Here is a 23109-nt window from a genome sequence, read left to right as displayed (position 1 = left end):
ATAAAAAATGGAACAGGAAAAAAGTACAACGTTAAAATTAATATATACAGTATTATTAGGAATAATATTTTTATTATGCAGATACTTCTTCATTTTTGAAATAGGGATACCTATTTATTCTTTAGGGGTATTTACATTTATTATTGTAGGATTATATATTACTGATAATATGGAATTTAAAAGATATCACTATAGCAATAAAAGATTTGTGATAATATTAATACTAAATTTTGTGGCATTTTTTATATGGTTTATTGATATATGGGATTTTTCAATAATACCATTTATTCTTATTTTTACAGCATCTCAAATATTAATAAGTACAATAATAAGTATAATTACTTTTGAAATAAAAAAAGTAACTACTTATGGTAACGGAGAAATGAGAAAAAGGATAGTAGAAAGCCTTTCTAAATTCTCAGAATATGAATATATTGATGAAAGTAAAAGAGAAGGATCACTTACAGAATTTATAAAGAATAATGGGATATCTATTTTGATACTTACTAAATTAAAGCTTACAAAAGAGGAAATAAAAGAAGTATTAGACTTAAAACTTTCAGGAATAGAAGTAAAGAGTTATTCTGATTATATGCTTGAAAATGAGGAAAAAATAGATGTGGAATTTATAGATGAAGAATGGCTTCTTCAGGCGTATGGATTTAAAATCCTTCATAGTCAAGTACAAAATAGAGTAAAAAAAGTATTTGATTTGGGGATGGCAGTAGCTATTGGAGTGATAACTCTTCCAATAATGGCAATAGCAGCAATTATTGTAAGATTGGAAAGTCCAGGGCCTATTATTTATAGCCAAGACAGAGTTGGAGAAAATGGAAAAGAATTTAAAGTACATAAATTCAGAAGTATGAGAAATGATGCAGAAAAAGATGGAGCAAAATGGGCACAGCAAAATGACCCAAGAGTTACAAAATTTGGAAATATAATGAGAAAAACAAGAATAGATGAACTTCCTCAGCTTCTTAATGTCATTAAAGGAGAAATGAGCTTTATTGGACCTAGACCTGAAAGAATGGTTTTTATTAAAGAACTTGAAAAACAGATACCATATTATAATTTAAGACATATGGTAAAACCAGGATTAACAGGTTGGGCACAGGTAATGTATCCATATGGTGCAAGTGTAGAAGATGCTAGAAGAAAACTTGAATATGATCTTTACTATATAAAACATCATAGTCTTTATTTAGATATAGTAATTATGCTTCTTACATTAAAAACAGTAATTTTTGGAAAAGGAAGATAATATGATTACAATTTTTACACCTTCGTACAATAGAAAAGATACACTTCCAAGACTTTATGAAAGCCTTAAAAGACAGACTGCAAAAGAGTTTCAATGGGTAGTAGTAGATGATGGATCTAATGATGAAACAGGAAAGCTTATAGCTGATTTTATAAATGAAGGAGTTATAGATATTATCTATGAATATCAGAAAAATAGTGGGAAAATGAGAGCTGTCAATCGTGGAGTACAGTTAGCACAGAGAGAATATTTCTTCATAGTAGACAGCGATGACTATATTACTGATAATTGCATAGAAACTATTATAAAAGAAGCTAAAGAACTTCCAGAAAGACTTGGAGGAATGATATTCAGAAAGATAGATATGGTAAGTGGAAAAGTTACAGGAAAACCTTATCCAAAATACAGGATAGATTCTTCTCCAATAGAAATAGTCTATAAGTTAGGAATAGATGGAGATAAAGCAGAAGTTTTTAAAACAGATATTCTTAAAAATAATCCATTTAAAGAATTTGAAGGAGAAAAATTTATTCCAGAAGCTAGTGTATGGGTTAAAATAGGAGAAAAGTATAAAATGAGATATATAGATGAGGGAATATATTTCTTTGAGTACTTGGAAGATGGTTATACTAAAAACTTTAATTCTCTTATGAAAAAAAACCCAAAGGGATTTGAATTTTATTATAAAGAGATGTTGAAATATAATATCCCATTTGTTAATAAAATCAAATTTATAATAAGGCTTGTTCAAAGTAAATATTACAAACTTATAGGAGGAAATAAATGAAAATACTTCATATAATAACCTCTTTAGAATTGGGAGGAGCAGAGAAACTTCTCACAGAACTGCTTCCAGCTCAAAAAAAATTAGGACATGATGTTGAACTCATGATATTAAGTGATATAGATGCAGTATTTAAAAAAGACTTAGAAGAGAAAGGGATAGAAATATATATATCTAAATACAATTCTAAAAAATCTCCACTGAATATTTTTGAAATAAATAAAAAAATTAAAAGAGAAAATTATGATATAGTCCATGTGCATCTGGTTCATGCTCAATATTGGACTAGAATGGCACGACTGCTGGATGATAATAAAAATAGAAAATATCTCACAACAGAGCACAGTACTTCTAACAGAAGAAGAAGCAATAAAATTTTAGGTATGATAGATAAATTTATTTTTAATGGATATGATGAAATAGTAAGTATATCTCATGCTACAGAAAACAGTCTGTATGACTGGGTAGGAGGAGAAAAGGAAAAGTACGCAGTTATTTCCAATGGAATAGATTTAAGTATATTTGAAAATTCTGTGGCTGTTCCAAGAGATGAACTTGGAATGGAAAAAGAAGATGTAATTTTAATGATGGTTTCAAGATTTCATCAGTCAAAGAATCAAAAAGGGGCAGCTGAAGCTTTGGAATACCTTTCTGAAAGGTATAAAATGATATTTGTTGGAGATGGAATCTTAGAAGAAGATGTAAAGAGCTATGTAAATGGAAAAAAACTAGAATCAAGAGTAAAATTTTTAGGAAAGAGAAAGGATATTCCTAAACTTTTAAAAACAGCAGATATAATTATTCAGTTTTCATTTTTTGAAGGATTTGGTATGACTGCAGTAGAGGGAATGGCATCAGGGAAGCCTGTAATAGCAAGTGATGTACCTGGATTGGCTGATGTAGTAGAAGGAGGAGGGATTATATGCCCAAATGATTCTAAAGAATTAGCTGAAGTAATATTAAGTTTGGAAGATAAAAAATTATACGATCATACAGTTGAGATGTGCTTGAGAAAAAGTAAAAAATACAGCATAGAAAATAGTGCAGAAGAATATATAAAATTATATAGGGAGATTTTAGAAAGATAAATGATGATATATTTTATAATATTAGGAATTTTAGGCATAGGCAGTTTGGTTGATATATCAGATTTAAATGAAAGAGTAAAAAAAGCATTGTACATTCTTTCAATATTGATATTGGTTGTATTCTTTGGAACAAGAGGTTATCTAGGTTATGACTGGTATTCATATAAACCTAATTTTGAAAAAACTGATGATATTTTACAGGTTCTTTCTGGAAACTATAAAAATATATTTTATTCAGGATATGAGATTGGATTTCAATTATATTCAAGTGTAATAAAGACTTTTTCATCTAATTATCTGATTTTTAATTTCGTAAATACAGCAACTGATTTTCTTTTGATATATTTTATATTTAAGAGATATTCAAAATATCCAATATTTGTATTATTTCTATATTTTGGAATACATGGAATAGCTTTGGAAATAGATATGATGAGAAATATAAAAAGTATACTGCTATTTTTATGTTCAATAGAATATATTGAAGACAGAAAACCAATAGTATTTATTGCTTTGAATATGCTGGGAATGATGTTTCACAGTAGCTCTTTAATATATTTTCCAATGTATTTTATACTGAATATAAAATGGAATAGAAAATTTATACTGGGACTTTTTGTTCTAGGAAATATTTACTATGTTTCAAATGTTAGATTAATAATTAATGGAGTAAGAATGTTTGGGAGCTATCTTCCAGGAGGAATAGGGCAGAAAATAGTTGGATATCTTTCTATAATACCAGGAGATTTTCCATTAGGATTCTCGCTTTTTTATGCTGAAAGAATAGTAATATTTTTATTAGTATATTTTGCAAGTTACCAATTAATGAGTAAAAGATATGGAAATATATTTTTAAACAGTACTTATATATCTGTATTTATGTTTTTATTTACTTCTGAACTTTCAGTTATATCATTGAGATTTGGAATACTTTTTGTTTATTCTTATTGGTTTGTAATACCTATGCTCATAGAGAGAGCCATGGCTCCTGCTGTAAAAATAGGAATTGTTGTCATAGCAGCTCTTATATGCTGTTTTAGAATAAATAATCAATTAAGTTTTATTGGAAATAAAGATATTTATATCTATGAAAATATATTTTTGAAACATAGAAGTGCTGCTGAGAAATGGCAGAAAATAGAGGATGCAGCAAAATATAAAGATGAAGGACATGGAAAAGAAATATCACTGCTATTTTAAGATTACTAAAGGATGGAAATATGAAGATACTTTTTGTAGCTAACTATATGTGGGACATATATATTTTTAGGGGAGGATTATTAAAAGCATTAATTGCTGATGGTCATGAAGTAGTGGCAGTAGCTCCAGATAATGGAAGAATAGATATGGAAAAAGCTATTCCAGGCCTAAAATCTGTATCTATCACTCTTAATAAAAGAGGGATAAATCCTATGGAAGACATGAAATTGACATATGATTTGTATAAACTATATAAAAAAGAAAAACCTGATATTATATTTCACTACACAATTAAACCTAATATATATGGAACGATAGCTGCTAGAATGGCTAAGAAGAAATCAGTAGCAATCTTGACTGGATTGGGGTATTCCTTTGTAAAAGGAGGGCTTATTTCAAAGGTAGCAATTGCTTTGTATAGATTTTCATTGAAGTTTTCAAAGGAGATATGGGTTTTAAATTCAGATGATAAAGAAACTCTTATTGAAAATAAAATTGGAAACAGAGAGAAAGTATTTATACTTCCAGGAGAAGGAACAGATTGTGAAAGGTTCAGACCATTGTCTATGGAAAGAAAAGATAGCAAAACTATATTTCTCATGGTAGCCAGAGCTTTCTTTGATAAAGGATTCAGAGAGTATGAAGAAGCTGCAAGAATATTGAGAAAAAAATATGGAGATAAAGTTGAATTTCAATTTTTAGGAGCATTGGGAGGAGAAGCTGTATCTGGAATTACTGAAGAATATATGAATAAGCTTCAGGAGGAAAAAGTCATAAATTATCTGGGAACAGTAGATTATCCTGAAAATGTAATAAAAGAGATAGATTGTCTGGTCCTTCCATCATATAGAGAAGGAATATCAAAAGTCCTAATGGAAGGTGCAGCTATGGAGAGGCCTATAATAGCTACAAATGTCACAGGATGTAAAGAGATAGTGGATGATGGAGAGAATGGCTATCTGGTAAATGTAAGGGACAGCAGGGATCTTGCTGAAAAAATAGAAAAATTCATTCACTTGTCTAAAGAAGAGAGAGAAGGAATGGGTAAAAAAGGTAGAGAAAAAATATTAAAAGAATTTGATGAGAAAATAATAATAGATATTTATAGAGATAAGATTTCAAAACTATAGAAGGAGAAAAGGATGGAGCTTAGTATAATTGTTCCTATATATAATGTAGAAGATTATCTGGAAGAATGTCTGGAGAGTTTGTACAATATAAAAAATATAGAACTGGAAATAATACTGGTAAATGATGGATCAAAAGACAACAGTTTTAAGATTATGGAAAAATTTAAAGATATATATCCTGAAAAAACTGTTTTGATAAATAAGAAAAATGGTGGACTTTCATCTGCAAGAAATACAGGGATGAAAGCTGCTGTTGGAGAATATATATCATTTATAGACAGTGATGATTTTATAGATGCTGATGAATTTGAAAGGTTTTTTAAAGAGGGGAAAAAAGATAAATTAGATGTTATAGTAGGAAATATGAGATATTATATTCCTGAAAAAACAGGAGCTCCTCTATTTAGGTCAGAAGTGGTAAAAAACAGTGGAATATTAAAAGGTGTTGATTTCTTCTGGGAACTTTTTCAAAAGCCTAAGTGTTTTAGAGAAGAAGTTGTAGATGATATATACAGAAGAGAGTTTTTATTAAAAAATAATATCTGGTTTAATGAAAATATTGTCCATGAAGACAGCGAGTTTACTCCTTTAGTGTATTTGAAAGCTGAGAAAGTCAGATATATAGACAGGGCATTTTATTTTTATAGACAGAGAACTGGAAGTATAATGAATAAAGTTTCAGAAAAAAGTATAGTTTCATTAGAGAGTATATGTGAAAGATTTTTTGATGAATATAAAAAGCTGGATTCTGTAAAGGGAAAAGACGGACTGTCTGCACTTATACTCAGTTTCTACTCTGTAGTTGTATATAAAAGATATAATGGAGCAGGGGATTGGAAAAGAGCTCATAAGAGATATAAGGAGCTTTACAAGGGTTTAAAAAATAGTAAAAAATTTGAATTTGAAGAATTTCTTTTGTCTTTTTCAGTTTTTATACCTAATACACTCAGAAAAATTTTAGGAAAACAGATAACAAATGTTCAGAAAATACCAAAATTCTAAGGGAAAGGAGAATGTATGATACCTAAAAAATTACATTATATATGGCTGGGAAATAATTCAAAGCCAAACTTGATGGATATATGTATCAACTCTTGGAGGGAAAAACTTCCAGATTATGAAATCATAGAATGGAATGAAAGTAATTTAGACTTTGAAAATGAAATAAACAATAATACTTTTTTAAAAGAGTGTTTAGATAGAAAGTTATGGGCTTTCTTATCTGATTATTTCAGAATGAAAGTTCTTTATGAAAATGGAGGTATTTATTTAGATACTGATATGCAGATTATAAAAAATTTAGATGAGTTTTTGAAAGATGATTTTTTTATTGGATTAGAAAGTGAAGATATGATAAGTGCAGGAATAATAGGGGCAGTCCCACATCATGAAGTGGTAAAAGATATATTGGATTTTTACAAAGAAGATATATGGAATGAGCCTATCTACACAATTCCAGCTATAATTACAAGAGTGCTGAAGAAAAAATATTCTTTTGAATTAAAAGATGAAATAATAAATATTAAAGATGGAAGTATAAAAATGTATCCATCTAATTATTTTTATCCTTATCATTTTACAGAGGAATTTCAATATTCTAACATAACTGAAAAAACTCATGGGATTCACTGGTGGGGGAAAAGCTGGGGAAAAAAGAAAGATTTAAAAAAACTGTATTTTCTTGAATTTAAACATTTTAAAGGAATTAAAAAAGTATTAGTAAATATTCTTATTTATACAAGAGTATTAAAATTTGTTAAAGAATGGAAAATATTGAAAATAGCTAATAAAAAAATTAATTTTTAGAGGAATGGAAAATGAATAGATTAAAAAATTTACTAGAAGATAAACTGGTAAGAAATTTTCTCAATGTATTCAGTGGAGATGCTATTGGATCAGTGCTTTCTATTATTTCTATATCTTTTATTACCAAGGGTATAGGTATGGAAAAATATGGATTTATTGTGTTGATACAAGGAATAACTTCATTGGTTGATGGAATATTTAATTTCCAGTCTTGGCAGGGATTCATTAAATTCTTTCCAGCAGCAAAAGGAAAAGAAGAAGAAATGAAAAAGCTTATAAAGTTTAGTTATATTTTGGATATAGTCACTGCTATAATTGCTTTTATTATTTTGAATTCAGCTGGAATACTTATAAAAAAAATATATAATTTTACTCCACAGGAAATGTTTTTATTGATGATATTTTCTGTCTATATAATTTTTAATATTCAAGGAACTCCTATTGGAATATTAAGGAGTTTTGATAGATTTGATATGTTGAGGAACCAAAGGGTAGTCACATCAATATATAATTTTATTATGTTGGGAGCAGGATTTTATTTTAAATTAAATTTATCTTATTTTGTTTTTGTATATCTTTCATCAAATATTTTAAATGGAATATTAATAAATATTCTTGCTTTGATAATTTTAAAGAAAAAAAATCTTCTTGGTTTTGCCTTTGTGAAATCAAGTTTTAATAAAGAACTCTTTAAATTTACATGTCTGACAAATATAAATTCAAGTATGGATATACCTGTACAGTATTTTGATAATCTTCTCATAGGAAAAATGCTGTCATTGGAGCAACTAGGAATATATAAAATCTGTAAAACTGTAGCCATAGTGCTTGATAAGATTGGAACACCAATTTATCAAACTTTGTATCCATATTTTTGTGAAACTATTGCAAGAAAAGATGTTAAAGAAGTATTTAGAAAATTTTTAAAAGTATCTGCACTCCTTTTAGGAGTCTGTACTGTGATGGTTGTGGGTTTGAATGTAATAGGATTTTATTTCTTTTCTAAATTTTTTAGTGAACTTGTATTAAATTATAAATTTGAAATAAATCTATATATTTTAATGAAATCTTTAGGAACAGTCTTTATTGCAGTACACCCACTTTTCCTTTCTTTAGGATATATAAAAGTGGAAACAAGAATAATATTCATAGCTAATTTGGTATATATAGCAGTGCTTTTTCCATTGATAAAAAGTTCTGGATTAAGTGGAGTCATAGCAGCATATGGAGTACAGGTAGTACTGATTGTTGGAATGAAAATGTGGTATATTCTTTCTAAAAGAGAAAAAATATCTTTTGAAAATCAGGATCAAGATATGAATAATGATTATTATAATTAAAATAAAGGATTAGTTCAAATAAAATTTAAGAATAAAAATGATTTTTTTTAGTTATAGCTTTGCTACAGTAGATATATAGTCTATTAATTTTGCTTACACCTCTAAATCGGCAAACTCACTGCGTTCAGACAGTATCGATTTTGACGAGGTGTTTCACTTCATTAATAACAACATTATCTCTAATTTTCGCAAAGCTATAACTAATATAGTCTTAAAGTAAAGACATTATTAAAAAGTTAGATTAAATTTTAGAAGTTTGGAAATTAGAAAGGTTCTAAATTTATATCTCAGCTAAGTTATAACTTACAAGATTTAAAAAATTAGAAAATTATTTTAGAGAAAAAGGAAGAGTAACATGTATAATAGTTCCTTTTCCTAATTCACTTTTTATTTCCAAATCTCCATTCAACACTTCTATTATACTTTTAACTATTGGCATTCCCAATCCATGACTTCCCATATTTCTGCTTCTTGCTTTATCTACTCTGAAGAATCTATCAAAAATATGTTCAAGATTTTCCTTACTTATTCCAATACCATGATCTTTGATAGTTACTGTAATATTTTTACTGTGTACAATAGAAATATCAATAGGATTTTCCAATCCATATTTAACAGCATTTTCTATTAGATTGAGAAAAAGCTGTTTTACAAGGTCAGAGTCAGAATATATTACTGCATTCTGAGAGGTAAAATTTATCTCTTGTTTTGGATAAGCTACTTTTAGGTGTCCTATTATATCTTCTAAAATTTTTGCTAGATGTATTTCTTTACAATCAAGACTATCTTTATTATCTTTAGCTAGAAATAAAAGTTTAGTAACCAGTGCATTCATATTTTTAGTTTCATCTTCAATAGAATCTAAAGATTCCATCAAAATATTTTTATCAGAAGCACCCCATCTTTTTATCAAATCTACATATCCTCCAATTATAAATATAGGAGTTTTTAATTCATGAGAAGCACTGTTAACAAAGTCTATTTGAGCATCAGTCTGATTCTTTAATCTTCTAAGCATATTTTTATAAGATTGAATAATGGAAATAAATTCAATAAAATTATTTTCTGTTTTTACATCAGTATCCAAAGAATCAAGATTGATTTTATTTGTTATTTCTTGAATGTTTCTTAAAGGAGGAATAAATTTATTGTAGAATTTTTTTGATATATAGATACCAATAACTAAAGTGAGGACAATCCATACACCTGCTATCCCTATAGCTCTAAAAAATATAAGCTTATCTCCCTTTAGATCTTTTATTATTTTTAAATCAATAGGATCAATTCCATCAATGTAAATTGTTCTATGAAGAGATTGATAATCATAGAAACCTATATTTTGTATTTCATCCTGATCTTTTAATTGTAATTCTTTTGGATAGATTTCACTGTTAGAGTATATTTTTCCCTGATAGGTGAATATAACAAAAACGTTATCTATTTTAGGACATTCTTCTAAAGCTCCTTTGAATAGTTCATCTATAGGAATATTTTTTTCTAATTTTTCACTAAATTCGTTTAATTCATAGTCTATGAATATGCTTGTTGTCGTTATATCTGCACTTGAAACTTTTATCATATATGAAGCAAATATATACAGAAGACCAAGACATGAAAAAGAGAATATAAATACAAGAATATAATAGCTTTTTTGGAGTTCATCTGATAATTTTTTCATCTCTAACCTCTCTTATCACTTTCTTTTTTTAATACATATCCAAAACCTCTTACTGTATGAATAAATTTATTTTCATTATAATCAATTTTTTTTCTTAAGGCATTGATATAGACATCTACAATTTTTTCCTCACCCATATAATCATATCCCCACACTTCATTAAGTATTTTTTCACGTGATACAACTAATTCTTTATTTAATAAAAGATAATGAAAAAGATTATACTCAGTTTTAGTGAGAGAAATTTCTTTTTCATTTTTGTATAGAGCATTAGTTTTAAGATCTAATTTTAATATATCATAATATATGTAATCTGTGTTAGTAAAATTAGATTTATTTCTTAAAGCAACCCTTATTCTTGCAAATAACTCTTCAATTTCAAAAGGTTTAGTAAGATAATCATCAGCTCCCATATCTAAAAGTTCTACTTTGTTAAGAATCTGATCTTTTGCAGTAAGAACTATAATTGGAATATCAGAAGTTTTTCTTATTATCTTGCAAACTTCTTCTCCAGAAAGTTTTGGCATCATAAGATCAAGAAGAATAAGATCATAGAAATTGCTTTTAAATTTTGCTAATCCCTCTTCTCCGTCCTGAGCAGTATCAACTGAATATTTTTCATGTTCCAGCTCTAATTGCAGATATCTTCTTATTTTCTTTTCATCTTCTATTATTAAAATATTTTTCAATGTTATGCACCTCATTTAAAATTATTAAATATATTCTATCACTAAAAAGTTAAGATTAAGTAAAAAAATATAAAAAAAAGTATTTGAAAATTGTTGAAAAAATAATTATTTATTTTAACCAAATTTTTACTTTTTAATTTTATTATTGAGATGAATAAAGAAACAAGGAGGAATTAAAAAATGGAAAGAATTTCAGTTATTGCCCCTGTATATAATGAGAAAGAAAATATAAAAAGATTTATAGAAAAGGTAGAGATAGCTTTGAAGAAAAGATTTGATTCTTATGAAATTATATTAATAGATGATGGGAGTACAGACGGGAGCAAAGAATTATTGGATAGGGAGGCAGAAAGAAACGGACATGTGAAAGTATATCATTTTACAAAAAATAATGGACAAACAGCAGCCTTAGCAGCAGGATTTAAAGTATGTACAGGAGATTTTGTAGTAACTATGGATTCAGATCTTCAGACTGATCCAGAAGATATCTATATACTTCTTGCATATATCAATGAATATGACATGGTAAATGGAAGAAGAGCTACAAGAGAAGATGGAATAAATAAAAAAATATCATCACTTATTGGAAATGGAATGAGAAATCTCATAACAGGGGATAATATAAAAGATACTGGATGCCCTCTTAAATTATTTAAAAAAGAAGTTGTAGAAACTTTTTACCTATATGAGGGGATGCATAGATTTCTTCCTACACTTTCTAAAATTAATGGATTTAAAGTGATAGAAGTGCCAGTAAGACACTATGACAGAGAATATGGACAATCAAAGTATGGAGTTTTCAATAGACTTTTCAAAGGATTAAAAGATGCCTTTGCAGTTAGATGGATGAAAAAAAGAAGACTTTCATATGAATTTGAAAAAGGAGAATAAGATGAACAGATTTTTAAATTGGGATTTCTTTATAATAATTGGAATGATAGGACAGGTATTTTTTTCAATGAGATTTATTGTGCAGTGGATAGCTAGTGAAAGAGCTGGGAAAAGTGTTATTCCATTTTCTTTCTGGATATTCAGTTTGGGAGGAAGTTCACTTTTATTAATCTATGCAATATACAGAAGAGATCCTGTGTTTATTCTTGGGCAGGCACCTAATCTGTTTATTTATTCAAGGAACATATATTTAATAAAGAAAAAAGGGAGTTAATAAAATGTCAAAAGAAGACAGAAAGTATATATTGATTATTTTTTTCTTGTCAATCTTGTCTTTTTTTTCAAATTTATGGGTAAAAAGTGCAGATTTGATGGAGGCAAGAAATTTCATAACAGCCAGAGAAATGGTACAGAGTGGCAACTGGATGATACCAACATTAAATGGAAGTTTAAGATTTGAAAAACCTCCACTTCCTACTTGGATAACAGCTGGAATGATGAAAATATTTCACAATACAACTGATGAATATTTGCTTAGAATACCAGTAGCAGTGATTTCTGTAATACTTATTTTTCTTATTTATTATCTCGTAAAATTGTTTACTGAAAAAAGTTTTTACAGCTTTATAACATCTTTTGTTGCACTTTCTACTTTTATGATAATCAAGACAGGAAATGAAAATAGCTGGGATATATACAGTTATGTATTTGCTTTTGGAGCAGTAGTTTTTCTGGTATCAGGAATGAAAAAGGAAAAGACAGTAGATTTTATTATAAGTGGTATATTTTTGGCAGCTTCTGTATTGAGTAAAGGACCAGTAGCTCTCTATGGAATAATTCTTCCATTTTTTATTGCCTATGGATATATTTATGGAATGGAAAAGTACAAGAAAAATTGGAAAGGAATTCTGATAGTGTTTGGAACTGGACTTGTTCTTTCGGGTATATGGCCAGTTTTGATGTTATTAAATTATAGAGGGACATTTTTAAATGTAATGGAAAAAGAAAAAGATACATGGACATCAAAGCATACTCAAGGAATATTATTCTATTTAGATTACTTTGTATATATGGGAATATGGATATTTTTTTCAGTATTTGGAATGATAAAAAAATGGAGCAGAGAAAGAACAGAAGATAAAAAATTTTTTGATTTTGCATTTATGTGGAATCTGCTGGTATTGGTACTTTTATCTTTGGTTAAAATGAAGAAAAAAAGATATGGAATACCAATATATATAACTTCAAGTTTAATGATTGGTTCTATATGCAGCTACTACTATCAAAAAGGATGGAATGAACTAAGAAAATCTGACAGAATACTTTTTAATATTCAAAATGTTTTTATATGGATAGTATCCTTAGGAATTCCAATATTTCTTTTCATAGGTGGTTATTTGAGAAAAAATATTTCACTTGGATATGTGTTTCTTGTGCTGGCAATGCTGATACCATTTTACTGTTGGATGTATCTTGGAAAAGAAAAGAATATGAGAATAAAAAATATAATATTAGGAAGTGGAATATTAATGCTTATAGCAAATAACAGTACCAACTGGTTTATTGAAAGAGAACTGAGAGAAAAAAGTGATAAAAACATTCCTAAAATAAGAATGGCAAAGAAGATGCATATTGAATGGGATATCTATTCAGAAGATTTTGAAATAGAAGATGTGTGGAATATGGGAAAAAGCATAAATAAGCTTGATGATAAAACAATATTAAAGGATGAGTTTGTTCTCTTGGAAAATCATGAATTGGACAGAGAAAGATTTAAGGATTATTTTGTAGTAGATGAAAAAATATTTACTAGAGGGAAAAATGATAATACAAAATTATTTTATTTAGAAAAATTGGAGGATACAGATGAAAATATTAGTAACAGGAGCAGTGGGATTCATAGGGTCGCATTTAATAGAGAGATTGCTGAAAGAAAATCACAAAGTGATAGGTATAGATAATTTTGATGAATATTATTCTTTGGATATAAAATGCAGAAATGTCTTAGAGTCTATAGAAAAAAGAGGAGAGCTAGCTTCTGTACTGAAATTAAAAAATAGAGAGGAGAAAATTGCATATCTTATAAAAATCACTTCAAGTGAAGACTACAAACTTTATTATTCTGATATAAGAGATAAAAAGAATTTAGAGGAAATTTTTAAAAAAGAAAAACCTGAGTTTGTAATTAATCTGGCAGGTTTAGCAGGAGTAAGACCTTCTTTAGAAAAGCCTTTAGAATATGAAGAGGTTAATGTCAGGGGAACTATGAATATTCTTGAAATATGTAAAAAATTAGGAATAAAAAAATTCATACAGGCTTCATCATCATCTGTATATGGAAATAATAAAAAGGCTCCTTTTAAAGAAACAGACATTGTAGATTTTGCTATTTCTCCATATGCAGCAACTAAGAAGAGCTGTGAAGTAATAGGGCATGTATATCATAAATTATATAACATAGATATGTTTCAATTAAGGTTTTTCACTGTATATGGTGAAAGGCAAAGACCAGATCTTGCAATTTATAAGTTCACAAAAATGATACTTGAAGGTGAAAAAATTCCTTTTTATGGAGATGGAAATACATTTAGAGATTATACATATATAAAAGATATTATACAGGGAATACAAAAATCTATTGATTATTTAAGGAGTAATTCTAATGTTTATGAAATATTGAATCTTGGTGAATCTAATACAGTATCTTTAAAAGAAATGGTAGAAACAATAGAGAATGAACTTAAAATAGAAGCAAAAATAAATAAACTTCCTATGCAGATGGGAGATGTAGATAAGACTTATGCAGATATTAAAAAAGCAAGAGAATTAATAGGATACAATCCAGAAACAGAGTTTAAAGAGGGAATAAAAAAGTTTGTTAAATGGTTTAAGGAAAATAATTAGAAAACAGAGGAGAGGATTATGAATATTGCAGTAATAGGGACAGGATATGTTGGACTTGTTCAAGGGGTAATAATGGCAGAATTTGGAGCTAAAGTAATATGTATGGATATAGATGAACATAAAATAGAAACATTAAAAGAAGGAAAAGTACCCATATATGAACCTGGACTTCAAGAACTTTTAATGAAAAATATAAAAGGGAAAAGAATCGAATTTACAACAGATATGGAATATGCTGTAAAAAATTCAGAAGTCATATTTATAGCTGTGGGAACACCTCCTGCTTTAGATGGTTCAGCTGACTTGCATTATGTACTGGATGTAGCAGCCAATATTGGAAAATATATAGACGAATATAAAGTTATTGTAGATAAATCAACAGTTCCTGTAGGAACTGGAAAAAAAGTAAGAGATAATATTCAAAAGGAACTAGATAAAAGAGGAGAAAATATAGAATTTGATATAGTTTCTAATCCAGAATTTTTAAGAGAAGGGAAAGCAGTTGGAGATTGCTTGAGACCAGACAGAATAGTAATAGGTTATGAAACTGAAAAAGCAAAGGAGATAATGAAAAAAGTATATGATGTACTCTTTATAAACGAAACTCCCTTTATATTTACTAACATAGAAACAGCAGAGATGATAAAGTATGCATCAAATGCTTTTCTTGCAGTAAAGATTTCATTTATTAATGAAATAGCTCTCTTATCTGAAAAAGTAGGTTCTAATTCACAGGAAATAGCAAGGGCAATGGGAATGGATGGAAGAATATCACCCAAATTTTTACATTGTGGACCTGGATATGGAGGTTCATGTTTTCCAAAAGATACAAAAGCTATTGTGGATATAGCTAATAAATATGGAGAGGAGATGTTTGTGATAAAAGCTGCTATTGAAGCAAATGAAAAACAAAAAAGAAAGATGGTAGATAAAATAATCAGTAAGATGAATGGAGTAAAAGGGAAAATAATTGGAATACTGGATCTTTCTTTTAAACCTGATACAGATGATATGAGAGAAGCTCCAAGTATAGATATAATAAGAGGACTTGTAAAAAATGGAGCAAAAATACATGCTTACTGCCCAGAAGGAATAAAAGAAGCAAGATGGAGATTAGCAGATATAGAAAAAAATATAATATACTGTGCAGATGAATATTCAGTAGCTAATGATGTAGATGGTATTGTTTTGCTGACTGAATGGAATCAATTTAGAGGAATGAATATGGACAACATTAAGGACAGAATGAAAGATAACTTTTATTTTGATATGAGAAATGTTTATACAAAAGATAGAAAAGTAAGAGAGATTTTTAAATATTATCCTATAGGACAAAATTAATTAAAAAAGCGAAGCAAACCCAAAAGGAAAGCTTCGTTATTTTTTATTTCTTAGGAAATTATAATTTGATAAATTTGTTGAAAAAATAAAAAATGTTAATTATTTTGTATTCATATTAGATATATTAATTGAATAAGATTAAAATTGACAGCACAAAAAAGCTGATTGTTAATCAGCTATTTAGCGATATTCTTTCCAGCAAATGGAGCCTGTATGTATATTAAAATATGATATTTTTTTAACTTTCATTCTGGTATTACATTTAAAACAATAAAAAGGATTTACTCCAAAAGCTTTCCATATTTCAAGCTGATAAAAAGTAAAATTGGAATATTTAGAGACATATTTTCTCATGAATTTCATGATGTTTTTAAGTTCTGATTTAATATTTCTAGAATAGATTCCAAAGCGCCTAATCATTTTGAAATGTTTAGGGGGAATGTGAATAATTAATTTGGAAAGAAATGTTTCTGCATCTAAAGTAAGCTCAATTCTTTGTTTATCATCAGCAAGACTTTCATAATAGAAAGTAACCTTATTATCATAAAAATCAATAATTTTATATTCTGCGATAGGAGCTCTTGCTAGATATCTGCCAATATATTTAATTGCATAAATATTATTATTTAAATCATTTTTTGCAACATTGAAAAAGAATCTTGTATTTTTGCGATAAAGGTAGTTAGCAGCAGCATAAGCTTTAGCTTTAATTTCAGGCTTGTCATAATTTCCAGATTTAACAATATCAATAACCATTTTTTTCCATTGTCCAGCAATGGAATTGACATGAAAATATTTTTTTTCAAGAAATTGGTAGTTTTTATTGAAACCACCTAAAGTAACAATAGCATGAATATGAGGGTTCCATTTAAGATCGCGTCCAAAGGTGTGAATAACAGTAATCAATCCATAATGAATGATATCTGAGTTAGTAAAGTATTTAGAAGAATATTTTGAAATTTTATGAATTCTTTGATTTTTTGCTTTAATGTTATGAAATTGATATTTAAAAACATCATTAACAGCATAAGCAAGCTTAGTTAAAAGATCTCTATCATAGAAGAAAAACATTCTAAGTTCTTCAGGAATAGTAAAAAGGACACTTCTATGTTTAACATCAATAAGAGAAGCGGAAGTTTTTTCAGTTCAAACAGCAGAATAACGTTTACCGCAGGAAGGACAAAATCTAGATTTACAAGTAACTTTAATTTTATGCGCATCATGACAATTAGGGCATTGAAGAGAGAGAAAAGATTTATCAATAGAACAAGCTAAGAATTTTTGAATAGTCTGTTTAACATCCTCAAAATGCTCATTTTTAAAATATTTCTTGATTTTACCTAAAAGATTTGTTATATTGATTTTAGAGATAATATGTTTGATTTGCATGTATGTCTCCTTTGTATAATTAGGGTGGTAACTATATTATACAAAAAAGAGAGCTGAGTAAAACATTTTTTTAAATGTTACTCAGCTTTTTTTATTAATTAATTTTAAAGAAATAATTCCATTTCATTGTCATTTTCCTTGAAGCCTAAAGATTTATATATCTCTTTTCCAGCTTCACTGGAGTTTAGCCATAGCTTTTTTATAGTTGAGTTTTTTGAAAAGGCTATTATTTCAGTTATAAGTTTTGAAGCAGCACCTTTTTTTCTAAATTCAGGAAGAGTGTATACATTTAATATATAACCTTCAAGTCCAACAGGATTTTGAAAATATGGTATTCTGCAAAAGATACACATAGAAGCCACAGCGACTATTCTGTCATTTATTTTGGCGAACCAGCAGAACAGATCTTTATCTATATGGGTAGTATAGTAAGTTCCAGTTTCTTTTACTAATTCATCAATTTCACTGTTTTCATCTATTTCTCCAAGTTCTTTAAATAAAGAAACTCTCATATTGATAAAATTTTCTTTATCATTTATGGTGCTTTTATATATTTCCATAAGCTCTCCTTATGAAGCAGAAATTATTTGTTGATAATTTTTTATATATCAGTAAAAATTAGAATTTATGTAAATTGTCCTTAATTTTATTTTAGTATATTTTATAAGTATTAATATTTTTAAATCTTTTGCTATTCCAGCAACAGTTATATTAATAGTCCAACATTATAAATTTTCTAAATAAGACAGCATAATATCTACTGGATCAATAATAGGATAATTACTTAGTTCCTGCATTTCTTTTTTTAAATATGGAAAATGTGTACAAGCGAGCAGAACAATCCTATTTTTATTTTCAGGTAAAGAGTTAAAAAAGTTAAAGAGTTTAGGTAAAGCACTCTCTTTTAGAATTTGTTCTTTATCTTGTAAATTTTCGATATTATGAACTAGATTTAAGTATCCTATTGAAAGAACTGATATTTCTGGATTTGCACTTTTTAAAACAGCTTCTACTTTTTGAGTTGCTATACTATTAGCTGCTAATAAAAGAATATCAGAATGTTTTAATCCAATTTTTTGATAACTGTCTAAAGGAGAAATAATAGGAATTTTTGTTTTTTCTTTCAATAGAGGAATATTGAGTGCTGAACTTAGAGAATTACAATAAATAAATAGGGCAGCAGCTCCTTTGTTTTTAGCTTCTTCAATTTTTTTTAAAACAATTGAAAATAACTTCTTTTGAGAAAGAAATTGTATTGCATCCTGTTCTTTTGATGTTCTGGAAATTGGACATGGAATTGCTGAAAATCCTCTTTTTTCTAATAAAATAACTCCCATTTGTGTATCAATAGGCGTTCCTGCCATAACAGCTATTTTCATAAATGCCTCCATATCAAAAAATTGATCCAAAAAATATTTGGACAATTTTTTATTAAAGTACAAAAGTAAATTTAACCAATTTATTAAAACACAATAGGTTAAAATATTTTGTATTCTAGTTTAAAGAAAGTAAGAGTCACCCATGCGACTTACTTAGAGTAAATTAACTGAAAACATTTCTTTATAATAACAGGAACAAGAGCATACAATAATATGCAAATATATTAGACTTTATAATATTGAGAAATATTTTCCAGCTTTCATAGTATTTTATATATGTTTATAAGCTTTTCTTATGAAGCAGAAATTATTTGCTGATAATTTTTTTATCTATTTTATTTATATCTTTAACTCCTGTAAGAATCATAGCTTGTATAAGCTGTCCTTTAAGTGTATCAAATATAGTTTTTACTCCTTCTTGTCTTCCTCCAATAGATCCCCAAGTAAGAGGTCTTCCTATAAGCACACCCTTAGCTCCAAGAGCCATATATTTAAGGATATCTACTCCTTCTCTTACAGAACCGTCAACAAGTACATTGATTTTACCTCCAACAGCTTTTACTATATCTTCTATTACATCACAAGGGGCAAGTGTTTCATTAAGTACTCTTCCTCCATGGTTAGAAACAACAATGGTATCTACTCCAGCTTCTACACAAAGTTTAGCTTCATCTACACTAAGTATACCTTTTATCATAAATGGAAGTTTAGTTGAAGCAACAAGTTCTTTTATTTCTTCGAAAGATTTTGGTCCTACAGGTTGCCCGAAAAGCTTCATAGTAATAAGTCCAGCTCCATCAACATCTACACCTACAGCAATGGCTCCAGCTTCCTCAGCTAATCTTATTCTTTTAATTATTTCTTCATTGCTTCTAGGCTTGATAACAGCAACTCCCATACCACCATTGGCTTTTATAGCTTCTAATCCAGCAATATAGCAGCTAGCATCTCCTGTATCTCCAATCATTCCAATAGTACCAGCGTCAATAGCTCCTCCTATTACATCAAGACAGTATTCTTCTTCTGTAACTCCCCCTCCCATGTTGAATTTAGTTCCAGTTATAGGAGCTCCAAGGCATGGAAATGAAAGTTCTTTTCCCAAAAGATTAGTAGTTAAAATCGGGTCAGTTGCATCATGAATTGTTCTCATTACGACTTTTATATTTTTCAATTTTAAATATGAGTTTTTAAAAGATTCTCCTGTTCCAGTTCCACCCATTCCTGGCACTTTCCCGGAACACCAAACACCATCACAAATTTTGCATAAATTACAAAAACCTTTCATTTTTTCCCTTGCATTTTCCTTAACAGTTTTAATATCCACACTAAAACCCCCTTATAATTCTAAATTTCCACTACTCTTTTATCTTATACCATACTTGCCTTATTGTCAATTAGATATGAAAATTTTCGTTTTTTTGGAATTTTAAGAAATAAAAGATATTGACAAAAAGTGTAAAATAAAGTAGTCTATTGATAATAAGAATAAATTTTTTATACAATTAATTTTTAGATAAGAGGGTGGAAAGAAACATGGCAAGTAAAACTGTTGAAATCAAAAATGAAACTGGACTACACACTAGACCAGGAAATGAATTTGTAAGTTTAGCTAAAACATTTTCTTCTCAAATTGAAGTAGAAAATGAAGCAGGAAAAAGAGTTAAGGGAACTTCATTGTTAAAATTACTTTCATTAGGAGTTAAAAAAGGTACTAAAATAACTGTACATGCTGAAGGAGATGACGCTGATACAGCTGTAGAACAATTAGCTCACCTTCTTGAAAATTTAAAAGACTAGGTTTTGTGGAAGGTACTGTATAAGTGCCTTCTATTTTTTTGACTAATTGTAATTATTGATAAAATGAATGAAGAAAGGGAAATGGTATGAGTAGACAAATAAAGGGTATTGATGCATCACCTGGTATTGCAATAGGAAAAATATTTTTATATCAGGAAAAAGAGCTTGTTATTGAAGAAGGGAAAACTTCTAATCCAGAAACTGAAAAAGAAAAACTGTTAGCTGGAAGAGAAAAATCAAAAGAACAATTATTAGTAATAAGAGATAAAACTGCAAAAAAACTAGGAGAAGATAAAGCGGCAATATTTGATGGGCATATCACACTTCTGGAAGATGAAGATCTTTTTGATGAAGTAACTGAAATCATAGAAGATGAAGGGATAAATGCAGAAGCAGCACTTCAAAGAGGGATAGATGATTATTGTGAAATGTTGTCTAACTTAGAAGATGAATATTTAAGAGAAAGAGCAGCAGACCTTAGAGATATTGGAAAAAGATGGCTTTACAACACAGCAGGAATGGAAATATTAGATTTAAGTTCACTTCCTCCTAATACAGTTGTAGCAGCAAAAGATCTTACTCCATCTGATACTGCTCAAATAGATTTAAATAATGTAGTAGCATTTATCACTGAAATTGGTGGAAAAACTGCTCACTCATCTATCATGGCTAGATCATTGGAATTGCCAGCAGTTGTGGGTACTGGGAATATATGTTCTGTTGTAAAAAGTGGAGAAACTGTAATAGTTGATGCATTAAAAGGAGATATTATACTAGATCCTTCAGCAGAAGAAATAGCAAAATATGAAGCTAAAAAAGCAGAATATTTTGAAGAAAAAGAACTTTTAAAACAGCTAAAAGATAAAGAAGCTATATCAAAAGATGGAATAAAAGTTGGAGCTTGGGCTAATATAGGTTCTCCTAAAGATGTGGATGGAGTACTTAGAAATGGTGGAACAGGAATTGGACTATACAGAACTGAGTTCTTATTTATGAATAATGACAGATTCCCAACAGAAGAAGAGCAGTTTGAAGCATATAAAGCTGTTGCTGAAAAAATGGAAGGAAAACCAGTTACAATTAGAACTATGGATATAGGTGGAGATAAATCTCTTCCATATATGCAGCTTCCAAAAGAGGAAAATCCATTCTTAGGATGGAGAGCTATAAGAGTATGTCTGGACAGACCTGAAATTCTTAAAACTCAATTCAGAGCATTATTAAGAGCATCAGCTTTTGGACATATCAAAATCATGCTTCCTATGATAATGGACATAACAGAAATCAGAAGATCAAAAGTTATCCTTGAAGAATGTAAAGCTGAATTAATAGCTGAGGGAGCTAAGTTTGATGAAAATATAGCTTTAGGAATAATGGTGGAAACTCCTGCTGTTGCCTTCAGAGCTAGAAACTTTGCTGAAGAGGTAGACTTCTTCTCAATAGGGACTAATGACTTAACACAATATACACTGGCAGTAGATAGAGGAAATGAAAATATTTCTCACTTGTATGATACATACAATCCAACTGTATTGGAAGCTATAAGACTTTCAATAAAAGGTGCTCATGAAGCTGGAATATCTATTTCTATGTGTGGAGAATTTGCTGGAGATGAAAAAGCAACTGCCCTTTTATTCGGAATGGGACTTGATTCATTCTCAATGTCAGCTATATCTGTACCAAGAATTAAGAAAAATATAATGTCTTTAGATAAGAAAAAATGTGAAGCTCTTGTAGAAGAAGTTATGGCATTAAATACATCTGAAGAGATTTTAGAAGTTATTAAAAAGTTTAATAAAGAAAACTTAAAATAATTTATATAAAATATGGGGAACTTATTAGTTCCCCATATTTGTTATTTAAAATCAGAATTATTTTGTTTGGATAGCCATAAGCCAATAGTGATTATTGTTCCAATCAAAAGTACCAGACTCTGTCATCTTAGCTTTCTTTGTATGAGCAGCATAAGAACGCGGATTGATCTGATTGATAAATGTAACCATATAAGGAAAACGATTAGCCATACTTTCAAGAGAAAGAGCAAAAAGTTTTTCAAATATACCTGTACCACGATATCTTTTATCTATACAGACAGGTCCATATTGATAAGAATTTTTGGCTGTCAGTGTTTCTCCATTTAACTTAAATTCCTCAAGATGTTCAATCATATGTGTAAACAATGGCCAAGGCTGCCAGAATTTCCAGCTTCCTGCAAGGGCAAATCCCACAATCTTATCATCATCTGCTGCTACTGTAATACCTTTTTCATTTTCCATTAAATTGTGTAATTGTTCTTTAGTAATGTTAGTAGTTACAAATCCATTTTTCTTTTCTTCTTCTGGGATTGAATTCATATGATAAGCTTTCAGTAGATCCAACAGTCCATCTAAATCATTAGGTACTGCATAACGAATTTCCATTTAAGATTA

22 protein-coding genes and 1 pseudogene are annotated in these 23109 nt (G+C 28.7%); 15 read left to right on the top strand and 8 right to left on the bottom strand.

The genetic code is table 11. The annotated features are described in order from the left end of the window. The first annotated feature begins 7 nt into the window (after window positions 1–7). From E0E45_RS08955 to E0E45_RS08920, 8 genes are read left to right on the top strand one after another with little or no spacing between them, the layout of a single operon-like run. Window positions 8–1264 (top strand): exopolysaccharide biosynthesis polyprenyl glycosylphosphotransferase, encoded by a 1257-nt coding sequence (locus tag E0E45_RS08955; RefSeq protein ID WP_130890848.1) that lies wholly within the window; start codon window positions 8–10, stop codon window positions 1262–1264. Window position 1265: 1 nt separating this feature from the next. After that, a complete protein-coding gene (locus E0E45_RS08950; RefSeq protein WP_130890847.1) occupies window positions 1266–2051 on the top strand; it encodes a glycosyltransferase family A protein in 786 nt (261 codons plus the stop codon). Next, window positions 2048–3136 carry a glycosyltransferase gene (locus tag E0E45_RS08945; protein ID WP_130890846.1) on the top strand — a complete coding sequence of 363 codons (1089 nt, stop codon included), beginning with the start codon at window positions 2048–2050 and terminating at the stop codon, window positions 3134–3136. The genes E0E45_RS08950 and E0E45_RS08945 overlap by 4 nt, the downstream gene beginning before the upstream one ends. Next, window positions 3137–4336, top strand: coding sequence for an EpsG family protein (locus E0E45_RS08940; protein ID WP_130890845.1), 1200 nt, complete (start codon window positions 3137–3139; stop codon window positions 4334–4336). Between the two features lie 20 nt (window positions 4337–4356). Beyond that, window positions 4357–5466, top strand: coding sequence for a glycosyltransferase family 4 protein (locus tag E0E45_RS08935; RefSeq protein ID WP_130890844.1), 1110 nt, complete (start codon window positions 4357–4359; stop codon window positions 5464–5466). Window positions 5467–5478: 12 nt separating this feature from the next. Beyond that, on the top strand, window positions 5479–6468 hold the full coding sequence (locus E0E45_RS08930; RefSeq protein WP_130890843.1) for a glycosyltransferase: 990 nt from the start codon (window positions 5479–5481) through the stop codon (window positions 6466–6468). Window positions 6469–6483: 15 nt separating this feature from the next. After that, window positions 6484–7272 carry a glycosyltransferase gene (locus tag E0E45_RS08925; RefSeq protein WP_130890842.1) on the top strand — a complete coding sequence of 263 codons (789 nt, stop codon included), beginning with the start codon at window positions 6484–6486 and terminating at the stop codon, window positions 7270–7272. Window positions 7273–7283: 11 nt separating this feature from the next. Then, window positions 7284–8612, top strand: coding sequence for a lipopolysaccharide biosynthesis protein (locus E0E45_RS08920; RefSeq protein WP_130890841.1), 1329 nt, complete (start codon window positions 7284–7286; stop codon window positions 8610–8612). Window positions 8613–8940: 328 nt separating this feature from the next. Here E0E45_RS08920 and E0E45_RS08915 read toward each other — a convergent pair whose 3' ends face one another. Together E0E45_RS08915 and E0E45_RS08910 are read right to left on the bottom strand one after the other, a co-directional pair. Continuing rightward, a complete protein-coding gene (locus tag E0E45_RS08915) occupies window positions 8941–10290 on the bottom strand; it encodes a sensor histidine kinase (RefSeq protein WP_130890840.1) in 1350 nt (449 codons plus the stop codon). Between the two features lie 2 nt (window positions 10291–10292). After that, window positions 10293–10979: a response regulator transcription factor gene (locus E0E45_RS08910; protein WP_130890839.1), complete on the bottom strand. Its 687-nt coding sequence runs from the start codon at window positions 10977–10979 to the stop codon at window positions 10293–10295. 180 nt (window positions 10980–11159) lie between these two features. On the opposite strand from E0E45_RS08910, the gene E0E45_RS08905 reads away from it, so the two are divergent. The 5 genes from E0E45_RS08905 to E0E45_RS08885 are packed head-to-tail and all read left to right on the top strand — an operon-like array spanning window position 11160 to window position 16115. Then, complete coding sequence (locus E0E45_RS08905; RefSeq protein ID WP_130890838.1) at window positions 11160–11870, top strand: glycosyltransferase family 2 protein; 711 nt, start codon at window positions 11160–11162, stop codon at window positions 11868–11870. Window position 11871: 1 nt separating this feature from the next. Then, complete coding sequence (locus E0E45_RS08900) at window positions 11872–12144, top strand: lipid-A-disaccharide synthase N-terminal domain-containing protein (protein WP_130890837.1); 273 nt, start codon at window positions 11872–11874, stop codon at window positions 12142–12144. A gap of 4 nt (window positions 12145–12148) precedes the next feature. Next, window positions 12149–13831 carry an ArnT family glycosyltransferase gene (locus E0E45_RS08895; RefSeq protein WP_130890836.1) on the top strand — a complete coding sequence of 561 codons (1683 nt, stop codon included), beginning with the start codon at window positions 12149–12151 and terminating at the stop codon, window positions 13829–13831. Then, a complete protein-coding gene (locus tag E0E45_RS08890) occupies window positions 13737–14774 on the top strand; it encodes a GDP-mannose 4,6-dehydratase (protein ID WP_130890835.1) in 1038 nt (345 codons plus the stop codon). The genes E0E45_RS08895 and E0E45_RS08890 overlap by 95 nt, the downstream gene beginning before the upstream one ends. A gap of 18 nt (window positions 14775–14792) precedes the next feature. Further along, the gene (locus E0E45_RS08885) at window positions 14793–16115 is read left to right on the top strand and encodes a UDP-glucose dehydrogenase family protein (RefSeq protein ID WP_130890834.1); all 1323 of its coding nucleotides are present in this window, start codon (window positions 14793–14795) and stop codon (window positions 16113–16115) included. A gap of 180 nt (window positions 16116–16295) precedes the next feature. Here E0E45_RS08885 and E0E45_RS08880 read toward each other — a convergent pair. From E0E45_RS08880 to E0E45_RS08860, 5 genes and pseudogenes are all read right to left on the bottom strand, one after another. Next, window positions 16296–17246, bottom strand: a pseudogene (locus tag E0E45_RS08880) (IS91 family transposase); the annotation flags it as partial. A 15-nt stretch (window positions 17247–17261) separates the two neighbouring features. Next, on the bottom strand, window positions 17262–17504 hold the full coding sequence (locus E0E45_RS08875) for a transposase zinc-binding domain-containing protein (RefSeq protein WP_130889764.1): 243 nt from the start codon (window positions 17502–17504) through the stop codon (window positions 17262–17264). Window positions 17505–17608: 104 nt separating this feature from the next. Then, window positions 17609–18064 (bottom strand): GNAT family N-acetyltransferase, encoded by a 456-nt coding sequence (locus E0E45_RS08870; protein ID WP_130890833.1) that lies wholly within the window; start codon window positions 18062–18064, stop codon window positions 17609–17611. A 165-nt stretch (window positions 18065–18229) separates the two neighbouring features. Further along, a complete protein-coding gene (locus E0E45_RS08865; RefSeq protein WP_172604180.1) occupies window positions 18230–18883 on the bottom strand; it encodes an aspartate/glutamate racemase family protein in 654 nt (217 codons plus the stop codon). A 307-nt stretch (window positions 18884–19190) separates the two neighbouring features. Further along, on the bottom strand, window positions 19191–20207 hold the full coding sequence (locus E0E45_RS08860) for an alpha-hydroxy-acid oxidizing protein (protein ID WP_130890831.1): 1017 nt from the start codon (window positions 20205–20207) through the stop codon (window positions 19191–19193). Window positions 20208–20416: 209 nt separating this feature from the next. Here E0E45_RS08860 and E0E45_RS08855 point away from each other — a divergent pair, with 209 nt between their 5' ends. Together E0E45_RS08855 and ptsP are read left to right on the top strand one after the other, a co-directional pair. Next, the gene (locus E0E45_RS08855; protein ID WP_005947934.1) at window positions 20417–20680 is read left to right on the top strand and encodes an HPr family phosphocarrier protein; all 264 of its coding nucleotides are present in this window, start codon (window positions 20417–20419) and stop codon (window positions 20678–20680) included. A gap of 86 nt (window positions 20681–20766) precedes the next feature. Next, a complete protein-coding gene (ptsP, locus tag E0E45_RS08850) occupies window positions 20767–22494 on the top strand; it encodes a phosphoenolpyruvate--protein phosphotransferase (RefSeq protein ID WP_130890830.1) in 1728 nt (575 codons plus the stop codon). A 57-nt stretch (window positions 22495–22551) separates the two neighbouring features. Here ptsP and E0E45_RS08845 read toward each other — a convergent pair whose 3' ends face one another. Continuing rightward, a complete protein-coding gene (locus E0E45_RS08845) occupies window positions 22552–23100 on the bottom strand; it encodes a GNAT family acetyltransferase (RefSeq protein ID WP_130890829.1) in 549 nt (182 codons plus the stop codon). Window positions 23101–23109: the final 9 nt, after the last annotated feature.

The sequence above is a fragment of the Fusobacterium ulcerans ATCC 49185 genome (assembly GCF_900683735.1).
Taxonomy (GTDB): Bacteria; Fusobacteriota; Fusobacteriia; order Fusobacteriales; family Fusobacteriaceae; genus Fusobacterium_A; species Fusobacterium_A ulcerans_A.
The sequence above is the reverse complement of the archived record's forward strand: the minus strand, read 5'-3'. Positions and strand labels throughout refer to the sequence as shown.

Coding starts and splice junctions, on each gene's coding strand:
- E0E45_RS08900 (WP_130890837.1), top strand. CDS start 11,872: ATGAACAGATTTTTAAATTGGGATTTCTTTATAATAATTGGAATGATA.
- E0E45_RS08935 (WP_130890844.1), top strand. CDS start 4,357: ATGAAGATACTTTTTGTAGCTAACTATATGTGGGACATATATATTTTT.
- E0E45_RS08890 (WP_130890835.1), top strand. CDS start 13,737: ATGAAAATATTAGTAACAGGAGCAGTGGGATTCATAGGGTCGCATTTA.
- E0E45_RS08955 (WP_130890848.1), top strand. CDS start 8: ATGGAACAGGAAAAAAGTACAACGTTAAAATTAATATATACAGTATTA.
- E0E45_RS08905 (WP_130890838.1), top strand. CDS start 11,160: ATGGAAAGAATTTCAGTTATTGCCCCTGTATATAATGAGAAAGAAAAT.
- E0E45_RS08920 (WP_130890841.1), top strand. CDS start 7,284: ATGAATAGATTAAAAAATTTACTAGAAGATAAACTGGTAAGAAATTTT.
- E0E45_RS08885 (WP_130890834.1), top strand. CDS start 14,793: ATGAATATTGCAGTAATAGGGACAGGATATGTTGGACTTGTTCAAGGG.
- ptsP (WP_130890830.1), top strand. CDS start 20,767: ATGAGTAGACAAATAAAGGGTATTGATGCATCACCTGGTATTGCAATA.
- E0E45_RS08855 (WP_005947934.1), top strand. CDS start 20,417: ATGGCAAGTAAAACTGTTGAAATCAAAAATGAAACTGGACTACACACT.
- E0E45_RS08845 (WP_130890829.1), bottom strand. CDS start 23,100: ATGGAAATTCGTTATGCAGTACCTAATGATTTAGATGGACTGTTGGAT.
- E0E45_RS08870 (WP_130890833.1), bottom strand. CDS start 18,064: ATGGAAATATATAAAAGCACCATAAATGATAAAGAAAATTTTATCAAT.
- E0E45_RS08925 (WP_130890842.1), top strand. CDS start 6,484: ATGATACCTAAAAAATTACATTATATATGGCTGGGAAATAATTCAAAG.
- E0E45_RS08945 (WP_130890846.1), top strand. CDS start 2,048: ATGAAAATACTTCATATAATAACCTCTTTAGAATTGGGAGGAGCAGAG.
- E0E45_RS08865 (WP_172604180.1), bottom strand. CDS start 18,883: ATGAAAATAGCTGTTATGGCAGGAACGCCTATTGATACACAAATGGGA.
- E0E45_RS08940 (WP_130890845.1), top strand. CDS start 3,137: ATGATGATATATTTTATAATATTAGGAATTTTAGGCATAGGCAGTTTG.
- E0E45_RS08950 (WP_130890847.1), top strand. CDS start 1,266: ATGATTACAATTTTTACACCTTCGTACAATAGAAAAGATACACTTCCA.
- E0E45_RS08930 (WP_130890843.1), top strand. CDS start 5,479: ATGGAGCTTAGTATAATTGTTCCTATATATAATGTAGAAGATTATCTG.
- E0E45_RS08895 (WP_130890836.1), top strand. CDS start 12,149: ATGTCAAAAGAAGACAGAAAGTATATATTGATTATTTTTTTCTTGTCA.
- E0E45_RS08875 (WP_130889764.1), bottom strand. CDS start 17,504: ATGCAAATCAAACATATTATCTCTAAAATCAATATAACAAATCTTTTA.
- E0E45_RS08915 (WP_130890840.1), bottom strand. CDS start 10,290: ATGAAAAAATTATCAGATGAACTCCAAAAAAGCTATTATATTCTTGTA.